Consider the following 17,838-nt stretch of genomic DNA (forward strand, 5'->3'; position numbering starts at 1 on the left):
CTCCCTACATTTGACTTTACTCTTCTTCCAGTTGCATCATATTATCGTCGATTCTCAGGTCGATCATTAGAAAGTTAGGATCAATACCGCCACGTTCAGGCTTTCGCGGTACGGTTACGTTAATGGTCTGCTTACCAGACCGGATGCGGTGCATCTGAAGGTAGATTGGCCTGTCTACCCCGTTGCTTTTCTCATACAGGCCCACTTCCAGCCATTCATTCATCGGCTCGTCATGTTCATTACCAGTACTGTCAATTAGTACCTTTTGAGCCTGGACCTTCATGCTTACCTGCCAAGTACCTGCTTTGGTTTTTGCTACAGCCAGTTTCTCTGTTTTGAGCCGCCAGTACATATTCTTCTTAAAGAAGTCGTTCAACAGATACTGTAAGGAGTCGGGGGTTACCTTATGTAGCTCCTGATAGAGATCCAGGGTAGTCGGCAGGGGTAGCTCTCCTGAGCTTCGTTTTTGAAGCAGGCTCCGAAGCGCACCATTCACCTTTTCTTTACCTATATACTTGCTAAGGGCATACATGGCGAGCCCACCCTTTCGATAATATAAAAAGTCTTCATTGGCCCGCAGCAAGGACGCTGTTGCCAGTGAACGTGGCATTTCATAAGCCGAATGTAGATAGGTAAGGTATCGCCGTAAATGCCTGTCTCCATAGTTCTTTTCCAGAACCTGCATACCGGAATATACGGCAAGCCCCTCGATCAGGACTCCGGCCCCTTCGACGTAGGCAGGTGTTAATCTGGAAATTCCCCACCACTGATGCGCCACTTCATGAGCCAAAATATAGTAGGGTAGGTCAAAACCAGTAGGTCCATCATCGGGATTCAGCAGCGAATAATCTTCTCCATAATAGATCATGCTGGCATCAGCACTGGCTCCACCCTGGTTACCGGCCCGCTCTATTACCGTGAAATGCCTGAATGGGTATGGACCAAAATGCTCCGTATAATAGGCCATCGACGCTTTTACGCTCCGGAGTATACGGTCAATATTGAGGGCATGGCCCGGATGGTAGTAAATCCTGATCGCAACATCTTTCCACTTGCTTTCCAGCCTCGCATACCTCCCGGATAGGATGGCGTACTCACTCCCGATAGGAGCGTCCGTTTTGTAATGGAAGTAGCGTCTATCCCCTTTTGTCCAGGATCGGTGCAAAGCTCCTGGCGCAACGGCTACCTCATCGGCTACCGTACTGACAATGGCCTCAACCGTAGCCTGATCTGTACTGACTGGCTTTCTACGTGCTTCCCGATCATACAGCGAAGGGATGGCAGGTTGCGCAGCAAGCTTATACTTTTTTCGAATGACCGCATCTGTAAGTTCCCTATAGCGTTGGTAGCCAATGGCTGGCATCAGGTCGTAATTGGTGAAGTAGGTCCCATTGTTTACCACCAATGCGTTTGTGCCGCTATTCCTGAACCCTTGCTCTTGATAATGAACAACAAAGTGTAGCAGTAGTGAATCGCCTGGTCGTAGAGGTTGCTTCAGTGCATAAATGTGGTGGCTAAGTTCGTTGTCGATCCGCACGGCGGCAGCGGGCCTATTAAATTTTACCTCAGAAGGCGCCAGGCCCGAAACACTCCCTACATGGATAGAGTCTATTGGTGCTGTAGTGTTATTTAACAATGTATACGCTGCACGAATCTCGACGTGCTGCCTTTCGGGGTAGATATCGACGTGCAGTTTTATAGCCTTAAGCTGGGGTTGCGGAGTATTTCTGTACTGTCCATACCGCCGTTCATATTCAGCCTTGCGTTCAGCTATGTCGGAGTTGTTGCGGTACTCGTTCAGCACATTGGTATTATAGAAAATGAAGCTCCCCAGGGAAAGGATAAGCCCCAGGGAGATTACGGTAACCCAGGTTGTTGAGTGGGTAAAGCGACGCTTTGCTACCTGAAGACGGTATTTCAGACGTTGTTCTCGTCCCCTTGCCCAAAGCAATCTCGCGCCTACGGCAAGTAGCAAAGCCCAGCCTATCCAATAGGCTTTAAACCATAGCCACGGCCCAATGGCAGGTCCGAAGCCACGCATATCGGTATACCTCCATCCCGAGTCTGCGCCAAAAATGAGCAAGTTGTGCTCAACCTTAACCAGGGCAGGAAAGGCGATGAAGCTAAACAGGAAGATCATCAACAGGTAACTTATCTGTTTTTGATTCACCACTACGTGTACCACCAGAGCAAGTAAGGCAAAGAGCAGGTAGTTTATGAACTGTAATCCAAAGAGAGTCTGCAGGTACAGGCCTATCTCTAGGTTATCGTAATCCAGGCCCAACTGCATTCCAATACCTCCTGCCATCATCAGGACTATCCAGGCAAGGATGACGAGGCCTAACCCCAGCAATTTACCGATCAAGAGCACCCATTCCGGTACGGGAGCTGCATCAGCCATATCACCCAGGCCGACATCGCGCTCCTGCCAGACAAGCTCGCCCATGAAATATATGATGAGTAGCGGAATAACTGCCCATGGGGTACTGAGGTTACCTACAGGAGGGCTCAGATAGGCTAACACCTGCGCAGTCGTTGGTAGTAGCGGAATGTCAAACTGCGTCATGATTTGATAGCCGAATACTGCTGAGGCCAAGGCAATAGCACCAACCAGGGTAAGTCCTAACGGGTGCCTGGCTATTTTTATAAACGATGCCCACGCAATCGTGAGCGTCTGACGGACGTAGACCCCTAAGCCAACCATTCGCTGAACTGGCGGAACGGTAACCGTGATGGCCGTTGTTCGAACGCTTGACCGCTCATGTGTCGTTTCGGTCTGTTCGGTAGTCCGTTGGTTGAAGCGGCTCCACCAGCTACTGAGTACGACATTGGCAAAACGGAAGCGAACATAGGTAATCCCCAACAACCCGATCGCGACACTCAGCCACAAGATGCGATTCCAGAGAAACATGCCATCCAACGTAATGAGCCGCGTATTTTTCTCAGTTGGGGTCCAGGTTTGCAGCTCACTACCCACAATACCGGCAACCCCTACCGGATCCAATAGTTGTACCAGGTGCCAGTTCCCAAAAAGCTGTGCCGCAGCCATGACGATCACCTGAGCAATAAGGGCCAGGAGCAGGCTGGCCAGATAACTGGTCATTACCCGGCGGCTAAGGGCTGCCAGACTGAATTGAACCGCTGTGGCTATAAACGTATTCGGTAAGGCGATCAGGAGGTAGACACTCAGATAAGCCCAGGGCCTAACCGGTAATAATTCTTCCTGATCCAGACCTGGCACGTAGAAGGAAAGCAGCACACCTAACGGCAACGAAAGGATCAACAACGCATTCACCGCAAAGGCGGCCAAAAATCGCCCGCTCAGGTAATCAAGTCTGGTAACAGACGTTGTAAACGTAAGCGGATGCATACGTACTTTCACGTCCCGGGCGGCAGCTTCTCCGGCTACAGACGCTCCTATTACGAGCCAGATAAAGCCCCCAATTACCGTAATGGCTGTAATGTGGAAAGTATTGTTTGGGTATACGCCGTCGCCCGGTGTGGTGAGCAGATTCATCACCAGCGTAAATAGAAGAAGCACCGCTAAACAGAGCCAAGTGGTGATGCGCTGGCCAAGATAGGCGAATTCAAAGCGAAAGATTTTCCAGAGCTTCATCGTATGATCTCCGGTTTGTGGTTTCCAATATGGCCGGTCATGGCACTGAAATAGACATCCTCCAAGTCCGGCTCTACCGCTTCAAAACCATTACCGGGCATCTCGGGACTATATACATGCACTAGGGTGCGACCACTCAACAGCTTGGCCGAAATGATCTGGTGTTCCTGCTCCAGCGCAGGCAGGGCCTGTTTATTGGTCAGTTTGCGCCAGATTCGGCCTTTCAGAGCGGCTACAGCATCCAGCGGCTGCGCTTCCAGCAGAATTTGGCCCCGGTTGATGATGGCCATGTTGGTGCACAGCTCCGAAACATCTTCTACGATGTGGGTGGAAAGAATGACGACGCTGGCTTCGCCCAATTCGCTTAACAGGTTAAGGAAACGAACTCGCTCAGCAGGGTCAAGACCCGCCGTTGGCTCATCAACGATTAGTAGTTTGGGGTTGCCCAGTAAGGCCACTGCTACGCCAAAGCGTTGTCGCATGCCGCCTGAGTAACCGCCCAGCTTCTGTTTGCGTTTTTCCCAGAGGTTCGTTTGTTTGAGTAAAGCCTCTATGGTTTCCCGTCGCACAGCTCGGTTAGTAATCCCTTTCAGCACCGCGAAATAGTCGAGCAGCTCCTCCGCACTAACTTTCGGGTAGACACCGAACTCCTGAGGAAGGTAGCCCAGCGTTTGGCGGACAGTTTCCTTCTGGTTCACTACGTCGATGTCGCCCAGAAATATTTGCCCCTCGTCTGGCTCCTGCAACGTAGCAAGCGTGCGCATGAGGGTTGATTTACCAGCGCCATTAGGCCCCAGCAGTCCATACATGCCCGGCGGAATGTCTAGCGACACGTTCGTTAATGCCTGTACGACATCGGCGGACCGGCCATTCACATAAGTTTTAGAGACATTACGAATGGACAGGCCCAACAGGTGATTTCCCATTTTAGCGGATGATCTTCGGTTGATCGTTTAAATTGAGGGAAGAGAAGCACCTTTGCCGATGCTTTCTTTATCTATTCCGGTGCGAAGCAATGGGTACCGGGTCGGAAAGTGAAACCCGATATACGAATGCAGTGAAGTAATCGACCAAGGATGGCTTTGCTTCTGCCAAAGCGCTTGCAGGCTCTATATCACATTTCGTAGATTGGAATGGGCATCTAGTCGAGAAGGTGGCTTGGGTATGGCAGAAAAAAAGAACTTTGTTCTATGGATCGAATTAAAAAAATCTTTCGGCTGATTCACCTATCCGTCTGGTTCATATTCACCTTATTGGTTGGCGTGCAACTTGGGGGTGAAGGCGATACCCATTGGCTTACCACAACCTGGGCATTTATAGCGACCTGTTTATACGTTTTTTATAGCCATTTCTATCTACTGACCCATTATACAGGTAAGAGAAAGCGATGGGGCTATTTTCTGATACTGGCGGGAATCGTGCTGACCGGCCCTTTCCCTTTTTTGGCCTTCCATCACAAAGCTTTGGACACCTGGCCTCTTTTTCAGGGGTATTACAGGATTCACCTGGGATCTACTATACCCATCTTTCTTTTCCTAAGCTGGCTGGCCAGGATCACTGAGAACCTGGTACTTAATACGATCAGGAAAGAACAGCTAGAGAAACAGGCCGCGGAGGCTGAATTGCACTACCTAAAATCGCAGATCAACCCGCACTTCCTCTTCAATACACTCAACAATATTCATACACTGGTTTATAAACAAGCCTCAACAGCCCCAGAGGCCGTCATGCAACTGGCCTCGTTGATGCGTTATATGATTTATGAGTCCAATGCGTCCACGGTTCCGCTGTCGAGAGAAATGGACTATTTGCGGGATTATATAAGTTTGCAGCAGCTCCGCTATAAGAACAATCCGGTGGTAGACCTACAGGTTGAAGGGGAGATAGAAGCCTGCTACGTCGCTCCTTTGCTGTTTATCCACCTGCTGGAAAACGCTTACAAACACAGCCCCGCCCGCCTAGGACAAGGCGAGCTGAAGATCAGGGTGGCAATAAAAGACGATAGCCTGGCTTTCAGTGTACAGAACCCCATTGGCAAACGGTCGGTTAATGCGCTGGAAGAACCTGGCGGCATCGGTTTGCCTAATGTCCGCAAAAGGTTGTCTTTGTTGTATCCTGATCAGCATACCTTTACCATTGAGAATACTGGCGAAACGTTTACGGTCAATCTGTCCATTCACGGTCTTCATTTACAGACGCATGAACCAAAAGCTCACCTGCTCCATCATTGAAGATGAGCATCTGGCTCAGGAAATACTGGAAGAATACATCCGGAAAGTCCCTTTCCTGGCGTTAAAAGGCTCTTATGCGAGCCCTCTGGAGGCCGCTCCTTATTTAGCAGAAGACGGCCCTGATCTGCTGTTTCTCGATATCAACATGCCGGATCTGGATGGGCTAAGTTTCATTCCGATGTTGATCCCAAAACCCATGATTATCTTAACGACAGCTTATGATCAGTATGCGCTAAAGGCCTATGAATTGGAAGTGAAAGACTATCTGCTAAAACCCTTTACGTTTGAGCGGTTTTACAAAAGCGTTTTACGGCTGTACCAGGAACAAAGCTCCAGGCATTCCCCGGAAAAAAAGGAGGAAAAAGCGGAAACGAAGCCTGAACAGGCGTATGTTTTTCTGAAGGTGGGCCACCGCATTCAGAAAGTGGCGACCCGCGATATACTCTTTGTGGAGGGTATGAAAGACTATTTACGAATTTATACTCCTAAGGAGAAGATTATGACGCTGTTGAGTTTCGCCAAACTAGAAGAGTTGTTGCCATCTCATGAGTTTGCCCGTGTGCACAAGTCGTTTCTGGTTGCTATCGACAAAATTGATCACATCGAGAAAAACAGAATTCAGATTGCAGACCAAATCATTCCGATCAGTGATACGTATGCCGAGGCTTTTTATAAACTGCTGAAAGGGTTACAGTAAGCAGAGCCTGGTAGTGTCTCCGTCTGAATACGGTTTGCTCCTCCTCGGTCTAATCTTTAATTTTCATACCGGGCACTAGCGGATCAACCGATACCAGTTCCAGCGACTTTACCATGTCCTTTGTTCCATTTTTATACTTCAAAAAATGTGGGGTCTGTATATGCGCTTTGTAGGCATTGGCATCGGTATAGATTTCCAGAATTGTAAAGTGTGTGGGGTTATCTTTTTCGGCTACGGCATATAGCGTCAATACACCTGGTTCTAGCCGTATTGACGCTTCAATTTCTTCTTTCGCAAGCGCCTTATAAGCTTCCAACTGTGCCGGATCAACCACAATTTTAGCGATTCGTACCATTTGCGCTTTAGTTTGAGCAAAAGCTTGCTCAGTGCATACCAAAGTCAATAAACTTGCTGTAAGCAGTAGCAACAGCCGTAAGCCATGGCAACGAGTATCAGTAATTAACTTCTGGCGCAGGTTTAGCTTATTTATCATAGCCTGTAAATGTCTGTATAGTATAAATAACCAACTTCCCAGGCCGAACGTAGCTATTTATCGGTCAATTTTCTAATCGATCAAGTATTAAAATACTAACGGAGACACGACCCAGAGTTTGTACATTTCATAGTAATCGTCCAGAACGTAAGGGTATGTTTATGGCACCTATAGATACGGGTTGTGAATTCGGGTAGCAATTCGAACAGGTATACTCCTTTCATAAGAGAAGGAATTTCAGATGCTCTTAAGGTACGTCGTCAAATGAAAGTGGACAGATAAGATAGGAATAGAACGAGGCAATTAGTAAACTGATCTGCCTAAATCTAATTGTCAACACGCCCTAAGGAAACTTTTATTGTTTGATGATAGCAAAACGGCTATTTTTAGTTGTTTATTAGCCTCTATCTAACCGGCAGCATTTGAAACAATATGTCCTTCTCTCCAGCCTTCGATCAACTTCGTGCGTTCACCCAAACTGTCCGTGAAGAACTGTATGGTTCGGGCAGAACCATACCCAGCCATCTAGACCATGAAGTAGCCGTCGAATTGCTAGAACTACTTCCCTGAAATAATGTCTGCGCGATATCTATTGCTGCTTGTTGGGCTGCTAGTGGCTCATCTAGCGCCAGCTGCCAAACATGGATTACTGATCGAAATTGGACAATATCCGCCGGGCCGTAAGGGACTTGGTACCAACCGCGACATATACTGGATGACCCAAACGCTGAACCGGCAGGGCTTTTCGGTAAGATTGCTGGCCAACCATGATGCCCGAGCCATCGCGATTCGGAATGTGCTCGATAGCTTGGTCAGGCAGTGTCGGCCGGGTGACAAAGTCGTTATCCACTACGGAGGACACGGTACGCAACTCCCCGACCAGCCTGACGGTGACGAAAAAGATCATCTTGACGAAGCCCTCGTTCCTTACGATGCCCCTCTACCTACCATTGCCGGTTATGCCCAGTCAACTCTTTTTATCCGCGACGACGAACTGGGTCTGTATCTCGACCGGCTAAGACGGGCGGTGGGGCCTTCGGGCCATGTACTACTGCTGCTGGACACTTGCTATTCGGGTACGGTATCAGGCGGGCAGGGTCGACTTCGCACGGACAACATCCGCCGTAATCCCACACCCGATTCACTGGCTACCAACACCGTATCGGGTTGGCTTGACGAGCCACTGAACGCTTTGCGAGCTGTTCAGGAATCTGGCGCGGTAGTGCTAATAGCCGGAGCATCCGCCAGCCAAGACCAATACGAATTGCTCGACTACACTAACCAGCTGGCGGGACCGATGGCCTTCGGATTCGCCGAAGCTATGTTAACCATCGACGAGCAAACAACCTATAAAACTCTATTCGCTCAACTACTGACGGTTGTGCGACGCGAAGCCTTTCGACAACGCAGAGGTACACCAATGCCTACTCTCGAAGGTAACGCGCAACATCGGCTGTTGGGGGGCGATTTGGTACTCCCCTCGCGACTATCAACAGTTAAACTAGACGATCAACGGAAATTCCGGCATTTGAAAGGTGGCTTGCAGGGTTACCTCCCTGGCTCTACCATGACGGTATGGGTGACACGGAGCGACGGCAGCCGGAACGATTCGCTAATGGGCCGCGTGCTCGAAGCCACACCCTTGGAATCGATTGTCGAGCTAATCGACCCTCTGCCCAATGCCGATTCGGTGCAGGTACAAACCACACTGCTCAGGCAAGCATTCCAACCCGGCAATTCCCGCGTTACCTTACCCGACAACCTACCCCGTCGTACGGAAATAGCCGAATGGCTCCAGGCCCTGCCAGGCATCACCCTCGTACCGAACGAGGCAGACTGGCTCATCCGGCCTGTTGGTGACGGTCTGGCTCTTTGCAGAGCGGGTGATGGAGAACCCGTCGAGACAATTAGCCTGGCGCATTTAACTACATTACCGTCCCGCTTGCTGGCCCACGCACAGGCCGATTGGCTTCGCGATCTGACGATGTTCAATCAGGATATGCAAGTAGAGGCAAGCCTAACCCCAGCCCAACTCGATGCTGCCGCTGATCGGGTGCTGGCAACCTACACCGCCAAAGTACGCAACGGCCTACCCATACTGCGGACTGACCAACAGGCGGTTTTTACGCTTCGTAACACTGGCAAACGGCCTTACTACGTAACGCTGATCGATATTCAGCCCAATGCCGAACTGAGTATATCGTTACCTAATAGCCACTACCCCGTCGATTCGCTCTGGCTGCAGCCTGGCCAACGTCGCACTTATAATATCCTCGACATTATGCCACCGCTGGGTCTGGAGACGTTCAAAATTCTACTGTCTGCACAGCCACCAGATCTAGATACGCTACTACAATCGAGAGGAGGGAAGGTCACTAGTACCACACCGACACACCCACTTCTCATATTGCTGGGAAAACGCTTACAGAACACCCCTAATCAGACAATCGGTATAGATCAGGCGGGGTTATTGACATACCTATTCTGGATTGATAAACCAAACCCATAACCTGCTATGCATTGGTTGCTACGCACCCTGCTTATGACTGGCTGGCTGGCCAGCTTCGCACTAACTAATCTTCACGCTCAATTGACCCAACTCGCTGCTGACAAGCCAGAAGGGCTTAAACTTGTGCAGGAAGCACAAGAAGCATATCGGCGCAAAGACCTGGGGCAGGCAGTTAGTCTAGCCCAACGAGCGATTTCGTTTCTTGAATTCTGCCAAGAGAAGCATGTCTGGTGCATGGTACTGCAGATGTCTGTCAACGGAAAAGCCATGGCTGCGGAGACAGGTACCCAGCACCTATACCCATCAACCGTAGATCGATCGGAAGCCAGGTTTCTCTCTAAGCCTACTCATAGAAATGCTAAAGCACTAATTGATACCTATTTAAAGGCTAGTAAGCAGGCGAATAACAGCAGTAACCCTGTACTGGCTATGGGGTGGAAATCGACCTCTTTTTGTCTGTCCCATCACTATGATCCGGTTCGGGAGACCATGATTCAGAACGACCTGTTCAGCGGCATAGAGAAGCTGGCTAAACAAGTGCTTGCTCAGAAAGAAAAAGACCTTAGCCCGGAAGAAAAGGCCTTGAAAGAGCAAGAACGGCAGGCCGTTTATGTGCTGTTCAAGCAGATTGGCATCGAACAGAGCCGAACGACGATGTCAAAATCAGCGTCGGATGGGAAGCCGGTGGATTGGGAAGAGGGACAGAAAAAAGTAGTAAATCTCTACGGAGCCAATAGCCTGGAGGAAGCACTGACCCTGAAAGCTGCCAGCAATTTTTACCAGGCCAGCGGCAATACAAAAACGGCTGATGAGAAGCTACGAAAGGCGATTTCGATACTGAAACCGAAGCGATCTGAATACGCCCCCCAACTGCTGTCCTGCTACGTGGATATGGCCCTACTAAGTTTGCAAATGGGCCGATACGACTCCGTATCGACCGCAATCCGCGAGACATATCCTCTGCTGACAAGCCAGAACCGGCTTAACATGAGTATGTCTGTTTCGGGCCGACGAAAGGAATTGTATGCGCTTGCCAATACGGATATGCGTTCGCTGATTGCATTTGCGGCTTGCGTAAGCCCCCATAAAACCGACCCTCTTCTTCAGGAAATAGCCTACGATGCCATGCTGTATCTGAGCGGCTTACTCCTCGACGACAGCCGACAACTGCGCGCCACGCTGCACCATCAACTGGCCCAAGTAACCAACCCAAACTTGCCGAAGCTATATGCCAACTGGCTAACCCAACGCAAAGCGTTTCTGAATGCGCCCGCCACTGAACGCGAAAAAGCCGGTGAGGCAATCGCCACCGCCGAAGCCCGATTAGTTAAGGAATTGCGACCCGAAACCAACACACCCAATCGGGGCACCGACCTAACCTGGAAGCAGGTGCAGGCCAAGCTGCGCCCTACCGAAGCTGCGGTTTCGTTTGTACGCTTTATGACCATGCCAGCTAAAAACAATGCACGATTCCCGCTACGGCTGCCAACCTTCGATACCACGTCCCAGACAGGCGAGTGGCTCTATGCAGCGATGGTCGTCAGACCCGGTTATGCGTACCCAAGATTGGCAGTACTGGGTAGTGAACAGGCCCTGAAGCTGCTGCTAAAAAAAGCCAAAACACCGACCGAATTATACAGCAAAACACGCGGTCCAGGTTTCAAAAACAGCACATACGCCGACTCGCTCTACCGCTTCGTTTGGAAACCCATTGAAACTTGGATGGTCGGCGCTGACTCGATTTATGTGTCGACAGAAGGCCTTATCAGTCAGCTTGCGCTTGCGGCTCTACCGCTACCCACCACTACCCGCACCACGCCTGTCTATGAACGTTACCTAAGCAGCCGCCACTATCTGAACCATGTATTCGAGATGCGGCAGGTGGCGCAGGGTATCCGGCCACTCCGCCTAACTAACCAAACGACCATTACCCTACTTGGCGATATCGATTTCGAACACCCCACCGAATCCACTGACAACCCCACTACACCGACGTACCTGCAGGCCGCAATTGCCCAACGGGGATTAGTGCCGCTCAACCCCCTGCGAGCAACCGGGCCGGAGGTCAGCGCGATTGCCAGCCTGTTGCCAAACAATAGCCTATTACGCGAGCGGGACGCCACCGAGGTGCGGTTCAGGCAACTGATGGCCAAACCCCCAACACTGCTGCACATCGCCACCCACGGGATTTACCTGCCTTACCGGGCGGATGCCGATTCTGCCGAAGCTCTTATCTATAGCGACGATGCCCTGACACGCTCAGCGCTGGCTCTGTCGGGGGCCAATCAGCTATGGCACAGCAACAGTCCCGTAGGAGCCGCACATGACGGGCTATTGACTGCCTACGAAATCGCCGACCTTGACTTGAGCCAGACCCGACTCGCAGTGCTGAGCGCCTGCGAAACCGGTCTTGGGGATATTGGGTTGTTTGCCAGCAGTGAAGGGTTGTTAGGTCTACAACGTGGTTTCCGGCTGGCGGGTGTCGAGAAGATGATAGTGAGCCTATGGTCGGTTGATGATGAACGCACTCAACAGTTCATGAACACCTTTTACACGGCCCTTAAAGCGGGCAGCGAAGTCCGAACCGCCTTCCGCCAAGCCCAGGCAACCCTCCAGACAACCGACGACCCTGCCTACTGGGCCGCTTTCGTGTTGATTGAATGAATTATACATACTCAACTCATCAGCCAACCGACGATCAAAACTATCTAGATTGCCTGGCTTACCGATCGCCTTTATATCCTTAGCCCAAGCCTAACGCCAGCAGCAGTTTTGCGGGCCGATATTTATTCGATAAATCGCTACTATCCCCGAAATTAAGTGAGAACAACGGCATGTTTCCCGACTACCTGGGCAATATCGTCGTTGGAAAGGCTTTCGCACACTTTCAGAAATACAACTTCCGGCTGTCTTTTGGGCAACTGATCAACTACTTTCTATAGATTTTATCTGGTACTAGCCTGCGTTTCTTCGGCAGTCCAGCTAGCTTCAATAGTCAGGTCGTCTGTCCGGCCGAAATTGAGCCCAGAGTTAATAGGTAGATAAATATACCCGTCATATGCCAACTAAAAACCAGGTTACAGATCTTACATAAGTGCGTTATATATAAAAAATCCTGTTGTTTTATAGGCACCAAAAATTGGGCAGTCTCAGTTATCAACGCGTAAGCGACTTGAATTTTCGGGTTAGTTCAGTTAATGATTGTTCTACACCCATACGTTCGAGCGACGAAGCACCCACAAAACCCTGAACGTTCGTCCGATCAAGCACGATGCGAACATCATCGGGTGTGTTGATGGGACCACCGTGCGTCAACGTGAAAACATCGGGATTTACAGCCCTGCCTGCGTCAATGATCGCCTGCGTTCGCTCAACGGCTTCGTCCATGGAACAGCTTGCGTCTGTTACGCCGATTGATCCACCCACGGTAGTGCCTACGTGAGCAATGATCGCGTCAGCTCCGACTTCGGCCATCTGGCGGGCTTCGTGGGGCGTGGCGACATAGACGATGGAAAACAGGTCCATTTTACTCGCCAGACGAACCATCTCAACTTCCTTATCGAAGCCCATTCCGGTTTCTTCCAACACCTGCCGGAAATGCCCGTCGACAATGCAATGCGTAGGAAAATTATTGACGCCAGAAAAACCCATATCTTTCACTTTCAGCAGGTGATGCCACATACGTCGGCGTGGATCGGAGCCATGCACACCACAAATCACCGGAATTTCTTCGACAACGGGCAGCACTTCAAACTCACCGATTTCCATCGCTACGGCGTTGGCATCACCGTAAGCCATCAGACCTGCTGTGGAGCCATGCCCCGACATCCGAAATCGTCCGGAATTATAAATTATTATCAGATCAGCCCCTCCTTTCTCGATGAATTTGGCGCTGATGCCCGTTCCGGCACCGGCGGCAATAATAGCTTTCTGACTATCCAGCGTCGCTTGTAAACGCTCTCTAACTTCGGCTCTCGTGTAGGGATTCCCTTTTCCCGTCCATTGATTCGGCATGCGATATGTCTTGCTTTATTTTCGTTGTAGTATTTCCAGTAAACTCGCGACTAGTACCTCGGCAAACGCTGGGTCGTTAATGTGTGCGGGTGATTCAATCAGTTGAACTCGTTCGGAAAGATTGCTTTTTATTGTGTTAAAAAGTACTCTGTTTACTTCAGGATTATAAAAATCGTTTCCTGCCGTGTCAATCTGCGATACACCATGTAGTGGCAAAACCACCGTTACATCCGCTGTTGACCCATTCACTTTTTGGGCAAACAACTTTCCTAACTGTTCGTTTTCAGACGCATCGGTTCGCATGAGCGTAACGGTGGGTGTCCAATGATACAATTGTCGGTGCTGGTAGCGTACCGGAACCGTGTCGGGCTGGCTGAAATTAACCATATCCAGGCATCCGGGGGCTACTACCTGTGGCAGATTCATTCGGGTAGCCGCAGTTAATCGATCTGGCCCAGCACTGCAAACACCTCCACATAGTTCATCAGCCAGCTCAGTAGTCGTTACGTCCAGCACGGCATCGAAATGACCTTCTGCAATCAGGCTTTCCATAGCTCGACCGCCCAGGCCGTTGGCATGAAACGCAATCACTTCATAGCCCTGCTTTTCAAGCAGTTCTGTGCAATAACCAACACAGGTGGTTGTGTTACCAAACATGCTAATAGCGATTCGGCCCGCTGATTTTTGATACGTCGTCGATGCTACGTTAGCCATCGCGCAAATGGCCGCAGCAGCCTGTTCAATGAGTTGAGTCAGCATTCCATTCAGACCTGCTACATCCACCACCGACGCCATTAGCATTACGTCTTTTGTACCGACCTGCCGGGTTAAATCCTTGCCAGTCATTGTAGACAGGCAAAGTTTAGGAATCCCAAATGGAATAGTCTGCATGGCTGCGAGCGCTACGAATGTCCCTCCACCACCACCCATCCCAATAGCTCCCTTCACCCGCTCAGCTCGAACTAGCTTCGCTACGATGGTAGCCGCTCCGGTGCCCATAATCTCAATGGCTCGTCCACGATCACGACTCGTGCGGAGTCTATTCAGCGAATCATTTGCGGCTTCGGCAACGGTTTCCGCATCGTAATCGATTGGGAAATCGACTGTCGTTTCCATCATGCCCGTATTGATTGTCAGGACGGATTCGCCTTTTGCCAGAATACAGTTTCGCAGAAAAGCGAACGCTGGACCTTTGGTATCGAAACAACCAATAATGACGATGGATTTTTGCATACACTACCGAAAGAGGGATTTGTAGAAATCTAACCCTTCGCTGGCCAGTTCGTCGGGACTATTTGCCAACGGTCGCCAGATAGATGCCACCCTGGCGAGTTCTTCGGAAGGAGCGCCAAAGGTTTCGATGACGATGGCTCCGTCATAACCAATATCGCCCAGCGCTTCTTTGATTCCCGGCCAGTCAACATTACCAGTACCAGGCGTGCCACGGTCGCTTTCGTTGCCCTGTACATGACAAAGTAACTCTTTCCCGATAGTTCGAATAGTGGCTGGAATGCTTTTCTCCTCGATGTTATTGTGGAACGTATCGAGCGAGATTTTGAGGAATGGATGGTTCACTTCCCGCACCAGCGATAGCGCCTGCTCAGCCGTATTGACCATGTCGGTTTCAAAGCGATTGAGCGGTTCCAGGCCGATTACGACGCCACATTGTTCAGCTATTTCACTTGCCTCGTGTAGGTTTTCGATACACCAATTCCGTTCCTGCAGTTTGCGTTCGGCAGAAACTAGTCGCGTTTTTCCCACGGCGGAATAAACTGGTCCCGTAAAGATGGGGCTTCCCATCTCTTCAGCTATACGCAGGCAGTCTGTAATGTAAGAAAGGCCATTTTTGCGGTTAGCTGGATCGTCGCTGGATATATCTCGGTTTGGGCCGAATGCGCCACTGATGGTGATTTTTAGACCTGTTTCGCGAGCGAGTTTTTTGAGCTTTGGCCAGTCGATCAGGTCTTTATCTTCGATCGCCACTTCAATAATATCGTAGCCCATATCGGCCACTTTATAAAGTAGATCAAAGGAGTTTGTAGTAAACGGAGATACCCAGATGAACGTACTGGCGCCAAATTGAATCATGTTACTGGTGGATTATCATTGAGCATATTCTTTAACAAACATTTTTGTCATGCTGACGAAGCCGGGCCGCCGGAGCGGAAGCATAACAAAAAAGCTCATTTGTGGACTTATTTCCGAAGATTAATACGCCGGGATTGTAATACGTTCTCCTCCTTTCATCGCTGATTCGTGGGCGCAGATACCAGCGAGTGTGTAGTTAGCGGCCAATTCGGCATCTACAGCCGAGTTGCGACCCTCAATGATAGCAGCCATGAATTCCTGCACCAAATGCGGATGTGAGCCACCGTGACCAGCTCCCTGCAAAAACGATACGTGGTTAGGATCGTCGATTTTCTCGCGCTTTGTGAAGTGCTTGATCGGTTCGATGAGCAACTCGTCGGTGTCCGGTACGTTGATCCGTTTGGCATTTTCGCCACCATCGAAAATAACGTGTTCTTCGTCCTGCAACTGCTCCCACTCGAACGACATTTTGGTGCCATACACGTCGTAGCTTTCCCGATACTGTCGCACTACGTCGAATAGCGAGCGGGTGGCTTCGGCGATTACGTCAGAATTTTTGAGTGTGAACGTAGCGGTTTCTACGGCAAAAGGCGATCCGTAACGGCTGGCTAAATCGTCGCTCAGCCGCCCTGAACCGTGGCAGACGACGGTTTCAGCGGTTGTGTTGTTGATACGTAGTAGCGGGGAAATCGCGTGGGTACCGTTGAGCATTGGCGGGTAGCCTTTCCAGTATTCGCCCCAGCCTTCCATGCTCATATCCTGAATGTGAGAGCCCCGAACAAACTGAATACGGCCTAACTGACCGGTATCGGCTAGATTCAGACCGTAGAGAAATTCGCGGGTGTAGAGTGCCGTTTCCATCATCATGTACACCTTGCCGCTACGTCGTTTGGCTTCCACAATCGCCTGACAATCTTCCTTGGTCATTGCCATCGGGATGGTGCAGGCCGTGTGTTTATTGGCGTTGAGCGAAGCCAGCGTCATGCGGGCATGGTCGGGTACGGGCGTCACTACGTGGATAGCGTCGACATCAGCGCGACCGGGTATATCTTCAAAATGTTCAAAGCAAAGCTCTGGATCGAGATTGTATTTGGTTCTGAGTTCCTCTAGGGTTTTCGGATTGCGGGTGCAGATGCCCACTTTGTTGATATTGGGGTGTTGTAAGTAAATGGGAATGAACTCTTTGCCAAAGCCCATACCAACAATGACAACGGTAATTTTCTGATCACTCATGATACTTAGTTTGATTTACTGATTAAAATTTTTCTTCGACAGGATTTACAGGATGGACAGGATTTCTAGCTATAAAATTAATCCTGTCCATCCTGTAAATCCTGTCGAAAACAGTTACTTGCGGGCAGCCCACGCCACAGAATTCCGCAACAGCGTCTGGTAAACGGGCAAATTGTGCGACTCTGCATCGTGACCCAGCGCCAGACCGACGATACGTGCTTTGGGATGCTTCACGATGAACACCGATGGATAAACTGGGTCAGACGGCGTTAAGCTTGAACTGGCTAGTACTGTAATACCGGGTCCGGCGGAGTCAGGAATGTAATAATACCGCTCGTCTTTCAGGCTGAATTTTTGTTCGACACCCTTCGTAATTGGGTGATTTGTATCGGTCACCGTTACATCGAACGTGCCGTATTTATCGTGTTTGCGGGTGCCGCCACCGACGAGATTCAGGTTGTATTCCGGCCAGTCTTTCCAGTTGTACCACATGGCTGCGTGAGCAATCAACATGCCCTTACCCGCGTTGGCATGGTCCATAATCGCCTGACGTACCGCCGGATTCGTAATAGGGCGGTTGTTGCTTAAATACAATACGTCGGTCTGTGGTAAATAGGTCAACATGGAATCAGGGTCGCCTACGTAGTTGACGGTGGCAAAACCATCGCGGCTTAATGTTTGCCCGTCTACGTTGCGGTACCACATTCCGAAGTTATGCGACGTACCGCCACCCACCACCAGCACCCGGAGAGGTTTACCAGCTTTGGCAGTCGTGGATGAACTTGTTTTGCATTGCATAAGGGATAGGCTTACCCCCAGCAGCAGAAGAAAAGATAATAGTTTCATGGTGTTTGGTTTAAAGTCGAAGGTGTGTTTTGTCATGCTGAGGAACGAATCGGACCGCCGAAGCGGCATCTTTAAATCTCTTCACCTGAGAGTATAGAAGCTTAAGATGCT

General features: G+C 50.2%; 13 protein-coding genes. 5 read left to right on the plus strand and 8 right to left on the minus strand.

Features of this window, described 5'->3' with window-relative positions; all coding sequences use genetic code 11:
• Positions 1 to 16 precede the first annotated feature (16 nt).
• Complete coding sequence (locus tag ACYVE4_RS03625; RefSeq protein WP_460995547.1) at positions 17 to 3,616, minus strand: ABC transporter permease/M1 family aminopeptidase; 3,600 nt, start codon at positions 3,614 to 3,616, stop codon at positions 17 to 19.
• A complete protein-coding gene (locus ACYVE4_RS03630; RefSeq protein WP_460995572.1) occupies positions 3,613 to 4,527 on the minus strand; it encodes an ABC transporter ATP-binding protein in 915 nt (304 codons plus the stop codon). The genes ACYVE4_RS03625 and ACYVE4_RS03630 overlap by 4 nt, the downstream gene beginning before the upstream one ends.
• A gap of 279 nt (positions 4,528 to 4,806) precedes the next feature.
• On the opposite strand from ACYVE4_RS03630, the gene ACYVE4_RS03635 reads away from it, so the two are divergent.
• Positions 4,807 to 5,847, plus strand: coding sequence for a sensor histidine kinase (locus ACYVE4_RS03635; RefSeq protein WP_460995548.1), 1,041 nt, complete (start codon positions 4,807 to 4,809; stop codon positions 5,845 to 5,847).
• Entirely contained in the window at positions 5,816 to 6,544 is a 729-nt protein-coding gene (locus ACYVE4_RS03640; RefSeq protein ID WP_460995549.1) for a LytR/AlgR family response regulator transcription factor, read from the plus strand. Before ACYVE4_RS03635 ends, ACYVE4_RS03640 begins: the two co-directional genes overlap by 32 nt.
• Positions 6,545 to 6,593: 49 nt before the next feature.
• On the opposite strand, the gene ACYVE4_RS03645 is transcribed toward ACYVE4_RS03640, so the two are convergent.
• Entirely contained in the window at positions 6,594 to 6,899 is a 306-nt protein-coding gene (locus ACYVE4_RS03645) for a putative quinol monooxygenase (protein WP_460995550.1), read from the minus strand.
• A gap of 570 nt (positions 6,900 to 7,469) precedes the next feature.
• On the opposite strand from ACYVE4_RS03645, the gene ACYVE4_RS03650 reads away from it, so the two are divergent.
• From ACYVE4_RS03650 to ACYVE4_RS03660, 3 genes are read left to right on the plus strand one after another with little or no spacing between them, the layout of a single operon-like run.
• Positions 7,470 to 7,607, plus strand: coding sequence for a hypothetical protein (locus tag ACYVE4_RS03650; RefSeq protein ID WP_460995551.1), 138 nt, complete (start codon positions 7,470 to 7,472; stop codon positions 7,605 to 7,607).
• Between the two features lie 4 nt (positions 7,608 to 7,611).
• Positions 7,612 to 9,546 carry a caspase family protein gene (locus ACYVE4_RS03655; RefSeq protein WP_460995552.1) on the plus strand — a complete coding sequence of 645 codons (1,935 nt, stop codon included), beginning with the start codon at positions 7,612 to 7,614 and terminating at the stop codon, positions 9,544 to 9,546.
• A gap of 6 nt (positions 9,547 to 9,552) precedes the next feature.
• Entirely contained in the window at positions 9,553 to 12,210 is a 2,658-nt protein-coding gene (locus ACYVE4_RS03660; RefSeq protein ID WP_460995553.1) for a CHAT domain-containing protein, read from the plus strand.
• 492 nt (positions 12,211 to 12,702) lie between these two features.
• Here the strand turns inward: ACYVE4_RS03660 and ACYVE4_RS03665 are convergent, their stop codons facing one another.
• The 5 genes from ACYVE4_RS03665 to ACYVE4_RS03685 all read right to left on the minus strand — a co-directional run bounded on the left by ACYVE4_RS03665 (position 12,703) and on the right by ACYVE4_RS03685 (position 17,727).
• A complete protein-coding gene (locus tag ACYVE4_RS03665) occupies positions 12,703 to 13,560 on the minus strand; it encodes a phosphoenolpyruvate hydrolase family protein (RefSeq protein ID WP_460995554.1) in 858 nt (285 codons plus the stop codon).
• A 15-nt stretch (positions 13,561 to 13,575) separates the two neighbouring features.
• Positions 13,576 to 14,793 (minus strand): Tm-1-like ATP-binding domain-containing protein, encoded by a 1,218-nt coding sequence (locus ACYVE4_RS03670; RefSeq protein ID WP_460995555.1) that lies wholly within the window; start codon positions 14,791 to 14,793, stop codon positions 13,576 to 13,578.
• 3 nt (positions 14,794 to 14,796) lie between these two features.
• On the minus strand, positions 14,797 to 15,648 hold the full coding sequence (locus ACYVE4_RS03675) for a sugar phosphate isomerase/epimerase family protein (RefSeq protein ID WP_460995556.1): 852 nt from the start codon (positions 15,646 to 15,648) through the stop codon (positions 14,797 to 14,799).
• Positions 15,649 to 15,768: 120 nt separating this feature from the next.
• Positions 15,769 to 16,881, minus strand: a complete 1,113-nt coding sequence (locus tag ACYVE4_RS03680; RefSeq protein WP_460995557.1) for a Gfo/Idh/MocA family protein — start codon at positions 16,879 to 16,881, stop codon at positions 15,769 to 15,771.
• Positions 16,882 to 16,995: 114 nt separating this feature from the next.
• On the minus strand, positions 16,996 to 17,727 hold the full coding sequence (locus tag ACYVE4_RS03685; protein ID WP_460995558.1) for a ThuA domain-containing protein: 732 nt from the start codon (positions 17,725 to 17,727) through the stop codon (positions 16,996 to 16,998).
• Between the last annotated feature and the right edge of the window lie 111 nt (positions 17,728 to 17,838).

It is taken from the genome of Spirosoma harenae (genome assembly GCF_054776975.1).